The organism is Glaciimonas sp. OK215, from assembly GCF_057787885.1.
In genome coordinates, this window is record NZ_CM173544.1 from 6,185,079 (window position 1) to 6,202,169 (window position 17,091).

General features: G+C 55.5%; 18 protein-coding genes. 4 read left to right on the top strand and 14 right to left on the bottom strand.

Annotated features, from left to right (window positions below; translation table 11 throughout):
• Positions 1–26: 26 nt before the first annotated feature.
• The 7 genes from AC3CHX_RS28635 to AC3CHX_RS28665 form a co-directional block, all read right to left on the bottom strand.
• Positions 27–554 carry a TlpA disulfide reductase family protein gene (locus AC3CHX_RS28635; RefSeq protein ID WP_488631321.1) on the bottom strand — a complete coding sequence of 176 codons (528 nt, stop codon included), beginning with the start codon at positions 552–554 and terminating at the stop codon, positions 27–29.
• Positions 555–659: 105 nt separating this feature from the next.
• Positions 660–2,621 (bottom strand): M48 family metalloprotease, encoded by a 1,962-nt coding sequence (locus tag AC3CHX_RS28640; protein ID WP_488631322.1) that lies wholly within the window; start codon positions 2,619–2,621, stop codon positions 660–662.
• Positions 2,622–2,672: 51 nt separating this feature from the next.
• On the bottom strand, positions 2,673–3,263 hold the full coding sequence (locus tag AC3CHX_RS28645; RefSeq protein WP_488631323.1) for a LemA family protein: 591 nt from the start codon (positions 3,261–3,263) through the stop codon (positions 2,673–2,675).
• Positions 3,264–3,419: 156 nt separating this feature from the next.
• Positions 3,420–4,061, bottom strand: coding sequence for a BON domain-containing protein (locus AC3CHX_RS28650; RefSeq protein WP_488631324.1), 642 nt, complete (start codon positions 4,059–4,061; stop codon positions 3,420–3,422).
• Positions 4,054–4,650 carry a phosphoheptose isomerase gene (locus AC3CHX_RS28655; RefSeq protein WP_488631325.1) on the bottom strand — a complete coding sequence of 199 codons (597 nt, stop codon included), beginning with the start codon at positions 4,648–4,650 and terminating at the stop codon, positions 4,054–4,056. Before AC3CHX_RS28655 ends, AC3CHX_RS28650 begins: the two co-directional genes overlap by 8 nt.
• Positions 4,651–4,762: 112 nt before the next feature.
• Positions 4,763–5,185 carry a YraN family protein gene (locus AC3CHX_RS28660; protein ID WP_488631326.1) on the bottom strand — a complete coding sequence of 141 codons (423 nt, stop codon included), beginning with the start codon at positions 5,183–5,185 and terminating at the stop codon, positions 4,763–4,765.
• 17 nt (positions 5,186–5,202) lie between these two features.
• Entirely contained in the window at positions 5,203–6,351 is a 1,149-nt protein-coding gene (locus AC3CHX_RS28665) for a penicillin-binding protein activator (RefSeq protein ID WP_488631327.1), read from the bottom strand.
• Positions 6,352–6,362: 11 nt separating this feature from the next.
• On the opposite strand from AC3CHX_RS28665, the gene rsmI reads away from it, so the two are divergent.
• The gene (rsmI, locus tag AC3CHX_RS28670) at positions 6,363–7,277 is read left to right on the top strand and encodes a 16S rRNA (cytidine(1402)-2'-O)-methyltransferase (protein WP_488631328.1); all 915 of its coding nucleotides are present in this window, start codon (positions 6,363–6,365) and stop codon (positions 7,275–7,277) included.
• Positions 7,278–7,335: 58 nt separating this feature from the next.
• On the opposite strand, the gene AC3CHX_RS28675 is transcribed toward rsmI, so the two are convergent.
• Together AC3CHX_RS28675 and AC3CHX_RS28680 are read right to left on the bottom strand one after the other, a co-directional pair.
• Entirely contained in the window at positions 7,336–8,781 is a 1,446-nt protein-coding gene (locus tag AC3CHX_RS28675; protein WP_488631329.1) for a sigma-54 dependent transcriptional regulator, read from the bottom strand.
• 349 nt (positions 8,782–9,130) lie between these two features.
• The gene (locus tag AC3CHX_RS28680) at positions 9,131–9,427 is read right to left on the bottom strand and encodes a hypothetical protein (RefSeq protein WP_488631330.1); all 297 of its coding nucleotides are present in this window, start codon (positions 9,425–9,427) and stop codon (positions 9,131–9,133) included.
• Positions 9,428–9,469: 42 nt separating this feature from the next.
• On the opposite strand from AC3CHX_RS28680, the gene AC3CHX_RS28685 reads away from it, so the two are divergent.
• Positions 9,470–11,368, top strand: a complete 1,899-nt coding sequence (locus AC3CHX_RS28685) for a potassium transporter Kup (protein WP_488631331.1) — start codon at positions 9,470–9,472, stop codon at positions 11,366–11,368.
• A 72-nt stretch (positions 11,369–11,440) separates the two neighbouring features.
• On the opposite strand, the gene trmB is transcribed toward AC3CHX_RS28685, so the two are convergent.
• Both trmB and AC3CHX_RS28695 read right to left on the bottom strand, forming a co-directional pair.
• Positions 11,441–12,121 carry a tRNA (guanine(46)-N(7))-methyltransferase TrmB gene (gene trmB, locus AC3CHX_RS28690; protein WP_488631332.1) on the bottom strand — a complete coding sequence of 227 codons (681 nt, stop codon included), beginning with the start codon at positions 12,119–12,121 and terminating at the stop codon, positions 11,441–11,443.
• Between the two features lie 108 nt (positions 12,122–12,229).
• Positions 12,230–12,487, bottom strand: a complete 258-nt coding sequence (locus AC3CHX_RS28695) for a BTH_I0359 family protein (RefSeq protein WP_488631333.1) — start codon at positions 12,485–12,487, stop codon at positions 12,230–12,232.
• A gap of 402 nt (positions 12,488–12,889) precedes the next feature.
• Between AC3CHX_RS28695 and AC3CHX_RS28700 the strand changes: the two genes are divergently transcribed.
• The gene (locus AC3CHX_RS28700) at positions 12,890–13,516 is read left to right on the top strand and encodes a tRNA-uridine aminocarboxypropyltransferase (RefSeq protein ID WP_488631334.1); all 627 of its coding nucleotides are present in this window, start codon (positions 12,890–12,892) and stop codon (positions 13,514–13,516) included.
• Positions 13,517–13,532: 16 nt separating this feature from the next.
• Here AC3CHX_RS28700 and AC3CHX_RS28705 read toward each other — a convergent pair whose 3' ends face one another.
• The 3 genes from AC3CHX_RS28705 to AC3CHX_RS28715 form a co-directional block, all read right to left on the bottom strand.
• Entirely contained in the window at positions 13,533–15,071 is a 1,539-nt protein-coding gene (locus AC3CHX_RS28705) for a YifB family Mg chelatase-like AAA ATPase (RefSeq protein ID WP_488631335.1), read from the bottom strand.
• A 22-nt stretch (positions 15,072–15,093) separates the two neighbouring features.
• Positions 15,094–15,336 carry an accessory factor UbiK family protein gene (locus AC3CHX_RS28710; protein ID WP_488631336.1) on the bottom strand — a complete coding sequence of 81 codons (243 nt, stop codon included), beginning with the start codon at positions 15,334–15,336 and terminating at the stop codon, positions 15,094–15,096.
• Positions 15,337–15,471: 135 nt separating this feature from the next.
• A complete protein-coding gene (locus AC3CHX_RS28715; protein ID WP_488631337.1) occupies positions 15,472–15,930 on the bottom strand; it encodes a GNAT family N-acetyltransferase in 459 nt (152 codons plus the stop codon).
• A 345-nt stretch (positions 15,931–16,275) separates the two neighbouring features.
• Here AC3CHX_RS28715 and AC3CHX_RS28720 point away from each other — a divergent pair, with 345 nt between their 5' ends.
• Positions 16,276–17,091, top strand: coding sequence for a TorF family putative porin (locus tag AC3CHX_RS28720; RefSeq protein WP_488631338.1), 816 nt, complete (start codon positions 16,276–16,278; stop codon positions 17,089–17,091).

The window sequence follows — 17,091 nt, forward strand, 5'->3', positions numbered from 1 at the left end:
GCCTTTTTTTATCGCCAGATTACTGATCAGGCTGCCAGCGCCTTGTCCAGTAACTGATGCAATTCAGCGAATGCAGGTTCCCCAACATAACGTTTGATAATGTTGCCTTGTTTGTCGATGATAAAAGTGGTTGGCGTCAGTCTGACATCGCCGAATGACTTAGCCAGCTTGTCGTTGGTGTCGAGCGCGACCTGGAACGGCAGGCTGCGGGTCTGGACAAAATTCAGAACGTAATTAGGCGGGTCGTAGCTCATGGCGACCGCGACGAAATCCAGGCCCTGGGCTTTGTATTTATTATAAGTTTCTATCATTTTTGGCATCTCACCGACGCAAGTAGTGCAACTGGTGGCCCAAAAATTCACCATGACGACTTTGCCGCGCAGGCTTTTCAGCGAGACTTGTTCACCTTGCAAGTTGGTGAAGCTGACGTCGGGCGCAGGATTTTTGTGGGACAGCGACAACGTCACGAACAAGCCGATAGCCGCTGCCACGATCACAGCTGCGAGCTTTATCCAAAGCCGCTTGCGCGGTACGGCATCTACTTGAGATTGCATAAAAGTCCAATACGGGTGAGACCGGAAGATGTTCATTATAGTCATCTGCCTGCAGCTCTGCTGAATACTACGCAAGCATTTCAATTAGGCAACTATTTTAATTGCTTAACTTTCAAATTGCCATGGATAAGCGTGGTAGGTCGCGGCCACCGCTGGCGGAACCGGCGCCTCGATGCCGGCACAAATCGCCCGCAGGATATCGGCACTGGCAATTTCCAGCAGCGAACCGGTGTCGGTGGCCGCCAGCAGCGCCTTCACCAACTGCGGTTTCGCCAGCGGCGCCAATTGATTGGCGCGATCCAGCGCCCGTTGCACGGCGGGAAATTTGATTGCTGCAGCGGCGTGGAATTGGGTTGCGCTCAGGCCGAGTTGCGGACAGATGTCGGCCCCACGCATGAACGCCTCGATACCTGTGGTGTGTTGCGTGGCGGATGGCGTTACGGCCACATGGGCCACCAGTGACAACAGTAGCGCCACTTCCTCTTTTAACAGCGCCAAGCGCTCGAATAGTATCGGCGTGATGCGGCCGGCACGCGGCGCCAGGCGGCGTGCCAATACTGTTTGCAGCACAAATTCGGCCAGTGTGAAGCGCTGGTCGGCGGCGATCAGCGTATCGACTGTCGACAATAATTTGATTCGCTCCGGTGGCGTCAGTTGACGTAGTGCCGGCATCGCCAGATCGACCAAAGGCAGACGGGCGCTGCGCGGCAATTGCGACATCGACTCCGCCAGCAGCGTGGTCAAAGCGACTTGCTGCGGCGCTTCGCGATGCAAAGCGGCGAGTTGCAACTGGCGTTCCTCGCCAGCGCCCAGGAGTAACGCATACACGAGAGCCTTGGCGGCGACCGGATTGCGGACTGCGTCATCGAGTTGCGGCGGCAATCGATTGCCGCCGATCGCGTTGTGCCCAAATTCCTGGGTTGGCGTTGCAGCGGTTGGTGCGCCGATTTCAGTGCCGCCGGCAGCCAAACCTGATGCGGCAAAAGGAAGGTCCGGCAGCCGTTCCAGCGGTTCAGCAAGCGGCACCGATAATTCGGGCGCTGCAAGCGGTTCCATATTTCTGCCGTAAATCCGTTGCAGCCGTTCTTTCAAAGGCGGATGGGTGGCAAACCAGCCATCCAGCAAACCCGGCCGGGCGGTGCTGAGGAACAGGTGGGATAACTGTTCGGCGTTCGGATGATCGATTTGCGAGCCGAGTTTTTTTGCGCTGCCGAGACCACCGATTTTACGTAGCGCACCGCCGATGCCTTCCGGGTTGCGGGTGAACTGGACGGCACTGGCGTCTGCCAGGAATTCTCGCTGGCGCGATACTGCGGACTTGATCAGGCGGCCGAAAAAGATACCGATGTAGCCAACCGCATACAAGCCCATACCCATGGCGATCAGCACAAGTTGCACGGGTGGACCTTTGTCGTCGCTGCTGCGACCGCTCCAAGTGCGACCTGAAACATTCATCAGTTGCAGGCCAAAACCGGCAATCATCTGTATCCCGAACAGGACGCCGATCAAATGCACATTGAGTCGCATGTCGCCGTTCAGAATATGGCTGAATTCATGGCCGACCACGCCCTGCAACTCGTCGCGGGTCAGTCGATTCAATGTGCCGCGGGTCACGGCGACCACCGCTTCATTGGGGTTGTAGCCAGCGGCGAAAGCGTTGATTGCGTCTTCCCGTTCCAGTAAATACACCTTGGGACAGGCGATGCCGGACGCCAGCGCCATTTCCTCCACCACATTCAGCAGTCGCCGTTCCTGCATATCGCGCGTCGCCGGCGAGACGATTCGGCCACCCGACATTTGCGCGACAGCATCGCCGCCATCGCGCAGGTTGAAACTTTGGATCAACGTGCCGCCAATAATCAGCGCCAGCGTGACGACAGAGTTGGTGGCGAAAAATCCTTTCGGGAAGATAATCGCGGCACCTGCATGGCGATGAAAGCCCCAGATCCAGATCAGGCCCATTACCAGATTCACCGCCAGCACGATGGCGATCACGGCCAGCACGAAGAGTGTTACCAGTGTGCGGGTCTGGCGTCGCGCATGGTCCTGCTGTTCAAAGAAATTCATCTGCCAATCTACCGATACGAAGACTTAAGCGCGACATCCGGGGAATCTAGGTTAAAACGCGACCTTGACGGGCTGCCGCTCGATCGGGGCTTCGGTCGCTTGCAATAGCTCTGCCGTTTTGAAGGTGAACATGTTGGCGATCACCGAGCCTGGGAATTGCTCGAGTGACGTGTTGTACGTCATGACGCCGTCGTTGTAGGCCTGGCGCGAAAAAGCGATGCGGTTTTCGGTAGAGGTCAGTTCTTCGGTCAACTGCATCATATTTTCGTTTGCCTTGAGGTCGGGATAGGCTTCCGATAGGGCGAACAGACGACCGAGACTCGAAGTCAGCGTATTTTCGGCCACCGCCATTTGCTGCACGGCGGCTGTATTGCCGGCGTCGCCGCCGACTTTGGCGTTTGCGCTCACCGCCTGCTGACGCGCGGCGATGACCGCTTCGAGGGTTTCGCGTTCGTGCCTGATGTAACCTTTGGCGGTCTCCACCAGATTTGGAATCAGGTCGTAACGCCGTTTCAGTTGTACGTCGATTTGTGCAAAGGCGTTTTTGAAACGATTACGTAAGCTGACCAGGCGGTTGTAGGCACCTACCGCCCAGAATACGATGACTGCAACGATTGCGAGCAGAACTAGGACTTTCGTCATGGCTTCCCCAAAAAAAATAGCCGCCGGGCAAATTGCCCAGCGGCTAAAGTTATATGACAGGAATCGGAAAAGCAACAAAAACCCAATGAAGGTCTGCAGCAGCGCTACGTTTTGGTCAGCCCGGCGTCCTGTTTCGCGCTGACCAACCGCTCCGTCTTACTGTCGCGGTGCCGACGATAATTGCGTCAACTCGTCTTCAGTCATGTATTCAAAAGCCTTGACGACTTTTTGCACCCCGCTGACACCCGCTGCGATTTCTGCAGCACGGGCAGCTTCACGCTCGGTAGCGCGACCCATCAAATAGACAATCCCGCGTTCGGTGACAACTTTGACGGCGTTGCCGAAAACATCCTTGGCATCCAGCAGCGAAGCCTTGACTTTGCTTGTGATGAAGGCGTCGTTAGAGCGTTCCGAGAAGCTGGATGGCTGGCCAATTGCCAACTCGTTCAATACCGAACGCACGCCTTCGATCGACTTGGCTTCCCGTTCTGCAGCATCTTTGGCGGCTTCGTCGCGGACTTCGCCGGTCAGCAGCACTTTACGATTGAAACTGGTGACATTGATGTGGCTGGGGTCGCCGACGACGCCGGGAATCCGTGCTTCGCCTTTGATCGCGATGGCTTTGTCATCCGTTTGTGCGCCCAGCGTACGACGATCAGTTGCCGCCAGTCCGCCCACCACTGCGCCGCCAAGCAGCACGCCGACACAGCCCTGCAAGCCCAGCGCCATCGCGCCGCACAAGGCGACTGTCGCCAACGGGCGGCGCAATGCATTCCAACGGCTTTGTACACTAATCATTCACATCTCCTCCAAATAAAGCGACATCGATGCCGTCGCATAAGCAGTGTATTGTCAGCAGATGGACTTCCTGGATGCGCGCGGTGCGGTCATGCGGCACACAGATATGCACATCTGCCTCTGTCAGTCTCTGGTTCATGGCACCGCCGCCTTTGCCGGTCAATGCCACTACGCGCATATCGCGTTCCAGCGCAACATCAATCGCCGCCAGGACGTTGGCCGAATTGCCCGAGGTCGTAAATGCCAGCAGCACATCGCCAGCTTGTCCAAACGCCTGCACTTGTTTGGAGAAGATTTCGTTGTAGCTGTAATCATTGCCGATCGCGGTGATGATCGAGGTGTCGGTGGTCAATGCCATCGCTGGCAGCGGCAACCGCTCGCGTTCAAACCGGCCTACCAGTTCGGCAGCGAAATGCTGACTGTCGGCAGCGGACCCGCCATTGCCGCAACAAAGAATCTTGTTGCCGTTGGACAGCGCAGAAAACATTAGTTCAACTGCAGCGGCAATTGGTTGCACTAATTCCGCAGCAGCGTTGGATTTGAGTTCGGCACTTTCTTGGAAATGCGCCAGGATGCGTTGATTGATCATGATGTGGCTGTCTATAGAAGAGTTAAGTAGGGTAGCAGATCGTGCCGCCGCCAGGCGTTATTCGTGTTTACGCAGGTGTTGGCCCGTGCGCCAGGCGCAGAATTGCAGAATATCAGGCGTCGAACGCATTTTTTATCCATTCGGTGACGTCGCCGTCGATCGCGACGACGTCAAAGCGGCAGGCGGGCGGTTGCCGGTAACGCTGCAAGAAGTGCTGTGCGGCGAGAATCAGACGGCGTTGCTTGCCGGCGGTGACACTCGCTGCCGCACCGCCGTGACGCTGGTTGGCGCGCTGCCTGACTTCGACAAACACCAGTGTTGCCGATTCCGGCGGATGGTTCACGCCGCCGGTATTGTCTGACATGATCAAATCGATTTCACCGCCTTTGCAGCGAAAATTGCGTGCAATCAGTTTTAATTGACGCTGCTGCAAATAATCCAGTGCAGCGTCTTCTGCCAATTGTCCGCTAATCTGGCGCGCGCTGCGACGTTCCGGAAGCAGCGAACGCAGTGTGAGCGCGTTAAGGATTTTCATGGCGTATGTTTATCGGTTTAGCGATCTTCAAGTGGCACCACAACGCCATCCTGATATACCGCTGTCGGTTCGGTGCGCTCGAAAGCCGGGATACCGGCACCGAAACCGATAGTCAGTCTGCCCGTGGCGCCATTGATCCGGAACGCCGGATGGCGTGCAGCGACCTCGCGTGCAACATTGAATGCATCGATGCCGAGTGCATACAGCCGGTCCAGATCGGCATTGCGCGCGCGCCCGTCGCTGACCGCCAGGCGCGGATAGATCATCGTGGCAGGATTGTCAGGTTGCAGGAGCCACGGAATATCCAGCAGCCGGACACCGTTCAGTTCCGTCATGCGATTGCCGTCATTCCCGACTTGCGAATTCAATTGCGAAATCCCGTACATCGGCATCCCGGTGCCGACTGCACTGCGTACCTGCAGGGCCTGATCGGCGCTCAGCGCAACAAACAGGGCGCGCGGATTTTCAGTTTGGATGCGTTCATTGAGTTGTAGCAGAGCGTTAGGGTTAACCTTACCGCGTGCCATGCCGAGTGTCATCACTTCCGAATCCACGCCAACGCTGGCGGCCTGCTGTACAAACGCAGCGGCAACACGGCGCTGCCAGCTGGTGCCGGTGGCGATTACGAAGACTTTGCCCACGCCTTGCTCAGTGCCGACCCAATTTGCAACCTGACGTGCTTCGGCCTCGAACGACAAGCCGATCGGCAGTAGTTGCTGGGGCAATCTGACCTCTTTGTCAGCGGATAACTCCGGTAGCGTCAAGGCGATGGTCGGTTTGCTGATCTTGCCGCTCTGGACGATTGCGGTGATGCCGGTACGCGATAAGGGACCAATCAGGATATCGAACTTCTCGCTCGCGGCGAGATAGGCGGAGAGCATGTCGGCCGGGGTGTCGGCAGCTTCGATGACGGTAACGGCGAGGCGGCTCCTATCGTGTTCATACGCCGCCAGAAAGCCGCTGCGCAGTGCATCGGCGGCGTTGCCTAGCGGTCCGGAACGTGCAGGTAACAATAAGGCAACGCTCGCCAGCGGAATCCGGCCATCGCCGCTATCATTGGCGACCGGCTCCGCTACTGTTGTGTTTGCCGGCGCAGCCGGGCACAATCCGTGCAGCATGACACCTGCCAATACCAGCAACAACGGCTTCGCCCACTTGTATAACATCGATAACTCCCATGACTGATCAATCTGCCAGCACCCTTCTTACCTTACCGATTTTGTCGGAGGTTGTTCAGCAAGCGTATCCGGCGTCGACATTATATGTGCTTGCTACGCCGATCGGAAATGTCTGTGATATCAGCCTGCGCGCGCTGCACGTCCTGTCGCTGGTGGATGCGGTCGCTTGTGAGGACACCCGGAATACCGCGCATTTGCTGAATCGCTATGGTATTTCCAAGCCATTGCTGGCGGCGCATCAACATAATGAACATGAAGCCGCCGAAAAAATCGTGGCCAGGCTGCAGGCCGGCGAGCGCATCGCGCTAGTATCTGATGCCGGTACGCCCGCGGTTTCCGATCCGGGTGCGCGGATAGTCGATGCGGTACTAAAGGCGGGTTTGCGGGCGCTGCCATTACCGGGACCATCGGCCGCGGTCACTGCCTTGTCCGTCAGCGGACTGTTGAACGACCAATTTCATTTTGTAGGTTTTTTGCCGAGCAAAGCGCGTCAGCGTGAAACTGTCCTGGCGGGTTTGGCCGGTGTAGCGGCGACGCTGGTGCTGTATGAAGCACCGCACCGGATTACAGAGACCGTTGATGCCTTGCTACAGGCATTCGGTCCGAACCGCCAGATCGTGCTGGCGCGTGAATTGACCAAACTGTTCGAGACCGTTCACCGCTGCCCGCTGGCACAGGCGCCGGCGTGGCTGGCGGCCGATCCGATGCGGCAAAAAGGAGAGTTCGTGATCCTGATCGAGTCGCCGCCGGTAGTGGTCGACGATGCCGCCGAAGGCGATCGGATTCTGAAAATTCTGCTGGCGGAATTGTCGGTGAAGCAGGCCGCAACGCTGGCTGCGCAAATCAGCGGGCAAAAGAAAAACGCCCTGTATGAACGGGCGCTGGCGTTGAAAGGGGCGGAAGCTGCAAAATAGTGCCGGCGGGTAACTAATCACTGTAAATCCTTGTGCAGCGTCCTGACGACGGAACCGATTAATGTTGCTTGCCAGCCTCATTCTCAGGAAGTGGCGGCAGTGCTTCAGTCGTCGCTGCGTGGCTAATGTCGTATTTTTCCATCAGCCGATACAGCGTCACGCGCGATACGCCGAGCAAATCGGCGGCGCTGGAAATCCGGTTGCGGGTTTGCGTCAGTGCCCGTCCGATCATGATGCGTTCCGCAGTGGCGCGCGCCTGCTCCAGCGACATTAGCTGTGCCAACTCTTGCGGCCGTTCGAAGCCCAGATCTTCCAGCTGGATAAAACGACCTTCCGCCATGACGACCGCGCGCTGCACCCGATTCATCAGCTCACGGACATTGCCGGGCCAGTGATGACGCAATAACGCATCAAGCGCGTTTTTGGAAAAGCCACGCAAGCTTTTATTGTGCTGGCGGGCGAATTTTTCAAAGTAGTGGCGCGCAATGATTTCGATATCCTCGCCGCGCTCCGCCAGTTTTGGCGTGCTGATGTTGACCACGTTGATGCGGTAATACAGATCTTCGCGGAAGCGGCCCTGCGTCACCGCTTCGGCCAGGTTGATATGGGTGGCTGCAATGATGCGTACGTCGATCGGCAAGGTATCGGTGCCGCCGACCCGCACGATGGTCTTTTCTTGCAGGAAACGCAGTAAATTGACTTGCATTTCGAACGGCATGTCGCCTATTTCATCCAGAAACAAGGTGCCGCCCTGGGCCGCTTCAATCCGTCCGATCTTGCGTTGGTTGGCACCGGTGAAGGCACCTTTTTCGTAGCCAAACAATTCCGATTGAAATAATTGCGGCGCGATCGCGCCGCAATTGACGGCAACGAACAGCGCTCCCCTGCGTCCTGACTGGCGATGAATCGATAGCGCGGCCAATTCTTTCCCGGTACCCGACGGTCCGGTAATCAATACCGCGGCGTCGGTCCGGGCCACCTTGCGAATTTGTTCAAACAAACGGTGCATCGCTGGAGTACGTCCGACCATGGTCGAGTCGGCATCGTTGGTCGCGCTGGCGCCATCCAGTTGCGACGGCGTATCGCGTTTCAAATCGCGCACGAATGCCATGCCCCATGCGTGGCGCAAGGTCAGCATCAGGTGGTCGGGATTAACCGGAAATGTCACGAAGTCGAACAGGTGTTCGCCGATGAAATCGCGCACAATCGGGCTAGCGATTTGCGCTTCTGCGATCAAGCCGACCCAGGATATTTTCTGCATGGTCAGAAATGGCCGCAGCGACTCTGCCGTGCGCAGTTCGTCAGCGTGCTGCAAAATCAGAATGCCGACCCGACAACCGCTTTGAATCGCTTTATGCGCGCGCTCTATGGTTGGCCGTTCGATCAGGCCGATGCCGCAATTGGTTAATGTTGCCGCGTACGGGCAAGCTGGTTCGGCATAACTGGACGGGCGTAAAACCAGTACCGATTGATTGAGCGGTATTGCATTAGAAACGTAAAGCATGATACATGCTCCCTGATTCTGCCTCTTTCCTATTGATTCGTCTGGCGTTGCACGCATTCTTGAGCGGGACGCACCCATCTTTGTGGGACTGTGGCGTGCACTTCGGTTGTGGCGATCAGCGCAAGCTTGGATGACTACGCATGCTGTGCTACCGTACGATCAATTTTCCTTGTAACGATCTTCCGTGATCGGATGATTAAAATCTGATTGCAATCATGGCACTTCCAGATACCGTACTTACCGCGTGTCGGTAGTACTGCAGGTGGATTCGAGCTTATTCTGATTCGAGACGTTTAACAATGTCTATGTGGTAATCTTTTTGGCATTGTCGGTAAATAGGGACGTCGGCTTAACCTATGCATGATGTGCGGAAAGTGTTGCTGTCAGGCATGTCCGGAGGGGATAAACGTTCAGAGCCAACGACGATAGGAATAATCTGTTTTTGAGTGGTTTTGCACCCCTTGGCGCCATCGCAATTTGAATTGCAAAAATAAGCAAGACTATTACGATGTATTTTTGCAACGGTTTTCTCAGTCATAGGTAGTTGGTGTTCCGGTTCGAGGGTAGAATCCGCCACTTTGTGCAGTTCATCAGCAATCAATAGATTCTGCAGGGCAATGCAACGGTGCAAGTGACGCAACAACATGTGCACGCTCCACTTGTCGTTGCCATAGATAAGAAAGAAACCATGAGCAATACGCAAAGTCGCGACGCCGCATTTACCTCGGCCCGTTTACATGTGATCACCCTGGGGGCCTTGGGTGTGGTGTTCGGCGATATCGGCACCAGTCCGTTGTACGCCCTGAAAGAAAGTTTCAGCCCGGAGCATGGCGTTCCATTTTCTTCGGTTGCAGTGATGGGCATCATTTCGATGCTGTTCTGGGCCATGATGATCGTGGTGACGCTGAAGTATATTTATTTCGTGATGCGTGCCGACAATAATGGCGAAGGTGGTGTGCTGGCATTGATGGCACTCGCATTGCGCACTGCAAAAAGCGGCTCGCGTTGGGCCAAGTGGTTAATGATGCTGGGTGTGTTTGGCGCCTGCATGTTTTACGGTGACGTGGTGATTACGCCAGCCATTTCGGTGTTGTCCGCAGTGGAAGGGCTGGAAATTGCGACACCGGCGTTGTCGCACTTCGTGATTCCGCTGACCGTGACGATTCTGGTCATCCTGTTTTTGATCCAGCGTCACGGCACCTCGGTGGTCGGCAAAATGTTCGGCCCGGTGATGTTCTTGTGGTTTCTGTCCCTCGGCTTGCTGGGGGCCTATAACGTGGTCAAGGCGCCGCAGATTCTGGCGGCAATCAATCCCTACTATGCCTACAAGTTTATGGAGCTGCACGCGCAACTGGCGTTTGTTGTGCTCGGTTCTGTCGTGCTGGTACTGACCGGTGTTGAAGCGCTGTATGCCGACATGGGCCACTTTGGGATCAGGCCGATTCGTTTTGCGTGGTTGTACACGGTGATGCCGTGCCTGATGTTGTGTTACTTCGGCCAGGGCGCCAACTTGCTTGTGAATCCTGCTGCGGTGTCGAATCCTTTCTATCTGATGGTCCCGGATCAGTTGCTGTTGCCGATGGTGATCCTTTCTACCTTTGCTACGGTGATTGCATCTCAGGCAGTGATTTCCGGTGCGTTCTCGCTGACCAGCCAGGCGATTCTGCTGGGCTTTGTGCCACGCATGCGGATTCTTCATACGTCTGAAGACGAGCGCGGCCAAATCTACATCCCGATGATCAACTGGATGTTGCTGGTGTTGGTTGTTGCGGTGGTACTGGCATTCAAGAAGTCGGACAATCTGGCGGCAGCCTATGGTGTTGCGGTGACCGCTACCATGCTGATCACGACTATTCTGGCAGCGGTCGTGATGCGTACTCTATGGAAGTGGCACCCGTTGTGGGTGGCGCTGGTCATCGGCGCGTTCTTTATTGTCGATTTCGCGTTCTTCGCAGCGAATCTGATGAAGATTCCTGACGGCGGCTGGTTCACCATACTGCTCGGTGTGGTCTCGTTTTTCCTGCTGATCACATGGTATTCAGGCCGCATGCTGTTGCGTGAACGCAGTCAGGATGAAGGGATTCCGCTGGAGCCATTCATCGAAGGCTTGCTGGCCCATCCGCCGCATCGGGTCGACGGTACTGCGGTCTTTATGACCGGCAACGTGGCGACGGTGCCAGTGGCGATGCTGCACAATCTGAAGCACAACCGGATTTTGCACAAACGTGTTTTCTTCCTGAAAATCAGTATCTGGGACGTGCCGTATGTTGCGGACAACAAGCGCTTGACGCTGAAAGAAATGGGTGGCGAGGTTTATCTGCTGCGCGCAGCTTTTGGTTTCAAGGAAGCGCCGGACGTCAACACGGTGATGGAGCTGGCCAACAAGCAATTCGGTCACGAGTTCGATTTAATGGACACTTCGTTCTTCCTGGCGCGCGATACGATCGTGCCGAGCAAGCTGCCTGGCATGTGGTTGTGGCGTGAAAAATTATTCGCCTGGATGTATGCCAATGGCGCCAAGCCATCCGACTTCTTCCATATTCCAATTAATCGGGTGGTTGAGTTGGGGACCAAGGTTGAAATTTGAACTGTTGCAGGAATGAAAAAGGGAGCCGTCGGCTCCCTTTTTCATGGTCGCTTGGCAGTCGATCATACGAAGTTAAGGAGTGCCAAGCGCAACCTGACAACGCCACAATGCATGACCCGAGGCCAGATATTTATGTTCGAACGGCGTGATGGGCGTATCGGTCCCGAAAGCCTCACTGTCGACTTTCCGGCCGCTTAGCTGGGTCAGCGCAGCGGCACATTCCTGCACATAAATTTGCCAGTTGCTACGGCACTCAAGTACACCGCCTAGCGCCACTATTGTCGGGAAAATCGGATGACCGTGCCAGCGTCGCGTGAACTGCCCAATCTTTGGCCAGGGGTTGGGATAGAGCAGGTATTGACGCGCCGGGAAAATCTTTGCGGCGCGTAGCAAACGCCAGTAATCCACCAGATTTGCCCGAAGCCGGATGAAGTTTTGCGGCTGTGGCTGCGGACCCGGCCACAGTGTATTGCGCGCTACCCGATCCGCAGACTGATCGATGCCAATCACGAAATGATCTGGATATTGCGCCGCCAGATGCATGCTCGACAGGCCGACGCCACAGCCTGCATCCAGGATCAACGGTAAAGCGCCGGCCATGCGCCATGCGGCAATACTGGTGTCGAATGCGGTTTGGTTGTAGGCACTGACAGGTTTCAGGAACGGATGGCTTGCATGTTTGGCGACAGTCGCCGCCAGTTGATCGTGCACGCCGGTTTGGGCACTGTGTATAGGGCTGGAGTTTGCGTGCATGAAGAAAAGCCGGCCTTGGGCCGATGCTGCAGAAGCTTGGTTAAAACCGGTCCTGCGGGTGCAGGAGCCGGTGCGCTGTCCGTGTTGCTGAGCGATTACTGCGTTACGTTACTGTAACGTAACAGGCTGACTCATCAATGAGTCGTAGTTGCCGAGGAAGGCATCGATATCTTCGATACTTGGTTCCGAGGCAATCAGTTCTTCAACCCCTTGACGGAAAAATTCTGCCAAAGCACCGGCAATGAAAATTTCGCGTTTGAAGGATTTGTCGACAATTTCGTAGCCGCCAAAGCGCAAGGCTTCTCTTTGCTCATCGGCACCGAATTCAACGACGCTGTATTGGTCACTGTTGTAGATCAGGTTCATATGCGCTCCCGGTAAAGTTAGACAGAAGGTGATGATCGATAAGCAGTTTTCAAGCCAGCCCGAGTAAATATTGTGGTGCGCTCCTTTTTACAGGGTCAAGACGATCGGTTTTAAGATCATAAGATCAAGCCATCGATTTCCATACTACGCTTCAGCCCATTTTTGTCACGCAATAAATGCAAAACGTTAACTTAAATTGCAACCGGATGTGAGCGGACTGCGATTTATCCCAAAACCGTCAAAGTAATGCGCCAAAGTGCCAGGTCGGCAGATCCTGAGTCCGCGAGTCGTTAGAATAGTGGCGTTGCCGGCAAGCATTGCAGTGAATTCAAAAATGGCATGGTTCGCTGAATCACCCTTGCGATCAGCATCAATATTAAAAATGATGAGAATGTTAATGTAATGTCTGTCAATAAAGCCCTCACGTCGCGCCCGCAATGCGCGCGCTGCACGCGCCCGCAAAGTCACTGTCTGTGCGCGCTGATCCCACAACTCGATAGCCGCACCCGGATATTGCTGCTGCAACATCCAGGCGAAGCAAGCCACGCGTTGAACACGGCGCGCCTGGCGGCGCTTGGCCTGATCAATGTTGAACTGCTGGTGGGCGAAGTATTTGCCGATTTGCCAGCGTTGCTGGCGCGGCCGGGATATCAGGCCTGCCTGTTGTTTCCCGGCGAAGCTGCGCAGCCACTGGCCGACTATGCTGTGCAAGTCAGCGCGCAGCCCTTGCTATTGGTTGTGCCGGACGGTACCTGGCGTAAGGCACGCAAGCTGTTGCACCGCAATCCGCAGTTGGCCGCCTTGCCCCGCATCGCGCTGCCAGCGGGGTTGCGCTCACGCTATCGCCTGCGAAAAGCGCCCATGCCCGGCGCACTGTCGACGCTGGAAGCAATTGTTTGTGCTTTGAATCTTCTCGAAGCACCGCGTAAATTCGATGCGTTGTTAACGCCTTTTGAAGCGTTGATCGACCGGCAAATCGCGGCAATGGGGGAACAAACTTTCCTGCGCAATCACGCTGAATCCATATAGTTTGGTTGCACTCACTTTACTTCTCTCGCAACGCCCGCCGGTACTGAATTGCTTCCGCCACATGTGCCTTGGCGATAGCCTCGGAGTCCGCCAGGTCGGCAATGGTGCGGGCAATTTTTAACACCCGATGGTAGCCGCGCGCCGACCAATTCAGATGCGTCATTGCGGTTTGCAATAATTTCTCCCCATCAGCATCGGATTTGCAATGTACGTCGATATCGTTAGTTGATAGCGCATGATTGCCCTTTCCCTGCCGCGCAAGCTGGATCGCATGAGCCCGCCCGACGCGCGCAGCAATCGCGCTGGATGGCTCGCCATCGGCTTGTTTTTGCAATTCATCATGGCGTAACGAACCGACCTGAATCTGCATGTCGATACGATCTTGCAGCGGACCGGAAATTTTGTCCTGATAGCGCCCGATATGGTCTGGTGTGCAGCGGCATTTATTTGAGACATGACCAAGATAACCGCACGGACAGGGATTCATTGCAGCGATCAATTGAAAACACGCAGGGAAATCGGCCTGACGTGCAGCGCGTGAAATAGTAATCCGACCAGATTCGAGCGGTTCGCGCAGCACCTCTAAAACGCGCCTGTCAAACTCGGGCAATTCATCCAGGAACAGGACCCCGCGATGCGCCAATGAAATTTCCCCGGGACGCGGGGGGCTGCCGCCGCCGACCAGGGCTACGCCGGATGCGGTGTGATGCGGTGCTCTGTACGGTCGCACCTTCCAGCCGCTACTGGAAAAACCGCTGGTCAACGATTGCACCGCAGCCGACTCTAACGCCTCCTGATTTGTCATCGGTGGCAGAATCCCTGCGAAGCGCGTCGCCAGCATCGATTTTCCAGTGCCGGGAGGACCGATCAGCAACGCGCTATGGCCGCCGGCCGCGGCAACCTCAAGCGCGCGTTTGGCCTGCAGTTGACCTTTGACGTCGCTGAAATCGAGATAGTGTGGTGGCCGTATCTGCGGTGCGGCGACGTGGCGGCTTAATTTTCCTTCAGCGTCTTTGGAAGAAAAATGGGCGCACACATGCAGCAGGGAGTCGGCGGGAAAAATGGCGGCATCGGTGACCAGCGCTGCTTCGTCGGCATTCTGGCGCGGCAGGATAAATGCGCGCTGCTTTTTAGGGTGATGGTCGGGATTGCTGCCCGCTGTGGCGGTCATTGCAAACGTCATCGCCAATGCGCCGCGAATTGGGCGCAGTTCGCCAGAGAGCGAGAGTTCTCCGGCGAACTCATATTGATCGAGTAGGTCGGCCGGCATTTGCCCCGATGCCGCCAGAATACCGAGGGCGATCGGCAGATCGAAGCGGCCTGATTCTTTGGGTAAGTCGGCCGGTGCCAGATTGACAGTAATTCTGCGTGAAGGAAATTCAAAACGCGCGTTTTGCAGCGCGGCACGGACCCGGTCTTTGGATTCCTTGACCTCGGTTTCCGGCAAACCGACGATCGTAAAAGATGGCAGCCCGTTCGCCAGGTGCACTTCAACCGTGACTTCCGGCGCCTGCATGCCTGCCAGCGCCCGGCTTTTTAATACCGCCAGCGTCATCGATGTTGCCGGTGGCGCATTTTCATGGACGCTTCAATTGTGCTTCGAGTTCGGTGACGCGGGCTTCCAGTGCTTCCAGTTTTTCGCGGGTCGTTGCCAGCACCTGCGCTTGCACATCAAACTCTTCACGGGTGACCAGATCGAGTTTCGAGAAACCGCTACTCAGCATCGCCTTGACGTTTTTTTCGATGTCTTTGGCTGGCGAGTTTTCGATCGCCTGGTTAATCTTGGATTGCATGTCTTCAAAAAAATTGGGCTTGCTCATGATGTTCCTCTGGATGCTAAAAATGGGTAGGAACAAAAATGATACCCCATGCGACTGCAGGTGACGTTGAAAGTTGACGTGCCTCTTAAGGCAATCTCTAGCGTGCGGCACGAACCAATATGCTGTCCATCCGCGCTAATCCAGCCGTTTTCGGTATTGCACGAAGCCAGGGCGTTCCGCGATCCGGTCGTAAAGTTGCATCGCGGTGTCGTTGCTCTCATGCTTCAGCCAGTGCACGCGTGAACAATTGGCCGCTTTTGCCGCCGCATACACATGTTCAATCAATTGGCGGCCGATACCGCCGCCGCGCTGGTGCGCGGCGACGAACAGGTCCTGCAGGTAACAGTAATTGCCCACGGTCCAGCTTGAGCGGTGAAATATCCAGTGCACCAGACCGACCGCCTCGCCGTCCACCAGTGCCAGTGCGCCGAACATCGGCTCATCCGGATCAAGCAAGCGGCGCCAGGTTAGCTGGCTGGTGCTTGCCCCAATCTCGACTTTGTAAAAAGCCTGATAACCCTGCCATAACGCCAGCCATGTTTGCTGGTCGGAGGTGGTCAGCGGGTGGATGGTGATTTTTGCTGGTACTGACATATTGGCATCTCCTGATAATCCGGTTTTAGTATCAAACAGGCATTTGCTATCTTAGGAGACAAGCCGATCCTGTGAAAGAGCCACGCTATTCACAATTTACTAGTCCAGCCTGGTGCTTATTTGTGCACCGAAGTAGTGCGCACGCAGTCGATGTGCTTCCCTATGGTGCAAAAAGCCGCTGTTGTTGCTTCAACAGGAGGAGATGGCTTGGGTTAAACACAAAAACGATTATAAATGGCGGCAAAAGCACCTACAACACGTTGGCATGGGTCCTGCTATAGAGAGTTTGAACTTTACCGCCTCTCCATTTTTTCATATTAATTACATACTCAACAGGGATAAACGATGAAAAAGCTGACTCACAAGCTAATACTTGCCACCGCAGTAGCAACAACATTGGTTGTCGGTTTTGCCCATGCAGACGATGCAGTTCCAGCTCCGGCTCCGGCTGCTGCCGCAGCGCCCGTGCCGGATAATCAGGTCGCTTATAACATCGGCGTGGTAAATGACTACCGTTTCCGCGGTATTTCGCAAACCCGCTTTGATCCGGCTGTGCAGGGTGGTGTGGATTACACCAACAATCCGACCGGCCTGTACGCAGGTACCTGGTTGTCTAACATCAAGTGGATCAAGGATGCGGTGAATAGCGCCGGCGGTAACGGCAAAGGCCCTATTGAGTGGGATCTATACGCAGGTAAGCGCGGTGATCTGCCTGGCGGGTTTACCTATGACGTCGGCGGTCTGTATTATTACTATCCCGACAATAACTTAAGCACTATCGCCAAGAATGCCGATACCTTCGAGTTGTATGGTCAGCTCGGCTACGGTCCGGCTTACTTCAAGTATTCGCACGCGCTGACCAACTTGTTCGGCACGGTCGATAGCAAGAACAGCGCTTATTACGATCTCGGTGCGAATATCGATGTCGGTGCCGGTGTCACACTGGGCTTGCATTATGGTCACCAAACAGTCGAACACTTCAGTTTTGCCAGCTATAACGACTGGAAGGTCGGCGTTAGCAAAACCTTTGACAGCCTGTATGGCGTGACTCTGGGCGCAGCATTTGTCGGTACCGATGCCAAGAATGGCGCGTATGTCAGCCCCGATGGTAAAAATCTCGGCAAAAACGGCGTGGTCTTCTCTCTCGCAAAAACTATCTAA

What these genes read in the sequence shown, in the direction of transcription:
- AC3CHX_RS28635 (WP_488631321.1), bottom strand. Translation starts at nt 554, where the DNA reads ATGCAATCTCAAGTAGATGCCGTACCGCGCAAGCGGCTTTGGATAAAG.
- AC3CHX_RS28640 (WP_488631322.1), bottom strand. Translation starts at nt 2,621, where the DNA reads ATGAATTTCTTTGAACAGCAGGACCATGCGCGACGCCAGACCCGCACA.
- AC3CHX_RS28645 (WP_488631323.1), bottom strand. Translation starts at nt 3,263, where the DNA reads ATGACGAAAGTCCTAGTTCTGCTCGCAATCGTTGCAGTCATCGTATTC.
- AC3CHX_RS28650 (WP_488631324.1), bottom strand. Translation starts at nt 4,061, where the DNA reads ATGATTAGTGTACAAAGCCGTTGGAATGCATTGCGCCGCCCGTTGGCG.
- AC3CHX_RS28655 (WP_488631325.1), bottom strand. Translation starts at nt 4,650, where the DNA reads ATGATCAATCAACGCATCCTGGCGCATTTCCAAGAAAGTGCCGAACTC.
- AC3CHX_RS28660 (WP_488631326.1), bottom strand. Translation starts at nt 5,185, where the DNA reads ATGAAAATCCTTAACGCGCTCACACTGCGTTCGCTGCTTCCGGAACGT.
- AC3CHX_RS28665 (WP_488631327.1), bottom strand. Translation starts at nt 6,351, where the DNA reads ATGTTATACAAGTGGGCGAAGCCGTTGTTGCTGGTATTGGCAGGTGTC.
- rsmI (WP_488631328.1), top strand. Translation starts at nt 6,363, where the DNA reads ATGACTGATCAATCTGCCAGCACCCTTCTTACCTTACCGATTTTGTCG.
- AC3CHX_RS28675 (WP_488631329.1), bottom strand. Translation starts at nt 8,781, where the DNA reads ATGCTTTACGTTTCTAATGCAATACCGCTCAATCAATCGGTACTGGTT.
- AC3CHX_RS28680 (WP_488631330.1), bottom strand. Translation starts at nt 9,427, where the DNA reads ATGTTGTTGCGTCACTTGCACCGTTGCATTGCCCTGCAGAATCTATTG.
- AC3CHX_RS28685 (WP_488631331.1), top strand. Translation starts at nt 9,470, where the DNA reads ATGAGCAATACGCAAAGTCGCGACGCCGCATTTACCTCGGCCCGTTTA.
- trmB (WP_488631332.1), bottom strand. Translation starts at nt 12,121, where the DNA reads ATGCACGCAAACTCCAGCCCTATACACAGTGCCCAAACCGGCGTGCAC.
- AC3CHX_RS28695 (WP_488631333.1), bottom strand. Translation starts at nt 12,487, where the DNA reads ATGAACCTGATCTACAACAGTGACCAATACAGCGTCGTTGAATTCGGT.
- AC3CHX_RS28700 (WP_488631334.1), top strand. Translation starts at nt 12,890, where the DNA reads ATGTCTGTCAATAAAGCCCTCACGTCGCGCCCGCAATGCGCGCGCTGC.
- AC3CHX_RS28705 (WP_488631335.1), bottom strand. Translation starts at nt 15,071, where the DNA reads ATGACGCTGGCGGTATTAAAAAGCCGGGCGCTGGCAGGCATGCAGGCG.
- AC3CHX_RS28710 (WP_488631336.1), bottom strand. Translation starts at nt 15,336, where the DNA reads ATGAGCAAGCCCAATTTTTTTGAAGACATGCAATCCAAGATTAACCAG.
- AC3CHX_RS28715 (WP_488631337.1), bottom strand. Translation starts at nt 15,930, where the DNA reads ATGTCAGTACCAGCAAAAATCACCATCCACCCGCTGACCACCTCCGAC.
- AC3CHX_RS28720 (WP_488631338.1), top strand. Translation starts at nt 16,276, where the DNA reads ATGAAAAAGCTGACTCACAAGCTAATACTTGCCACCGCAGTAGCAACA.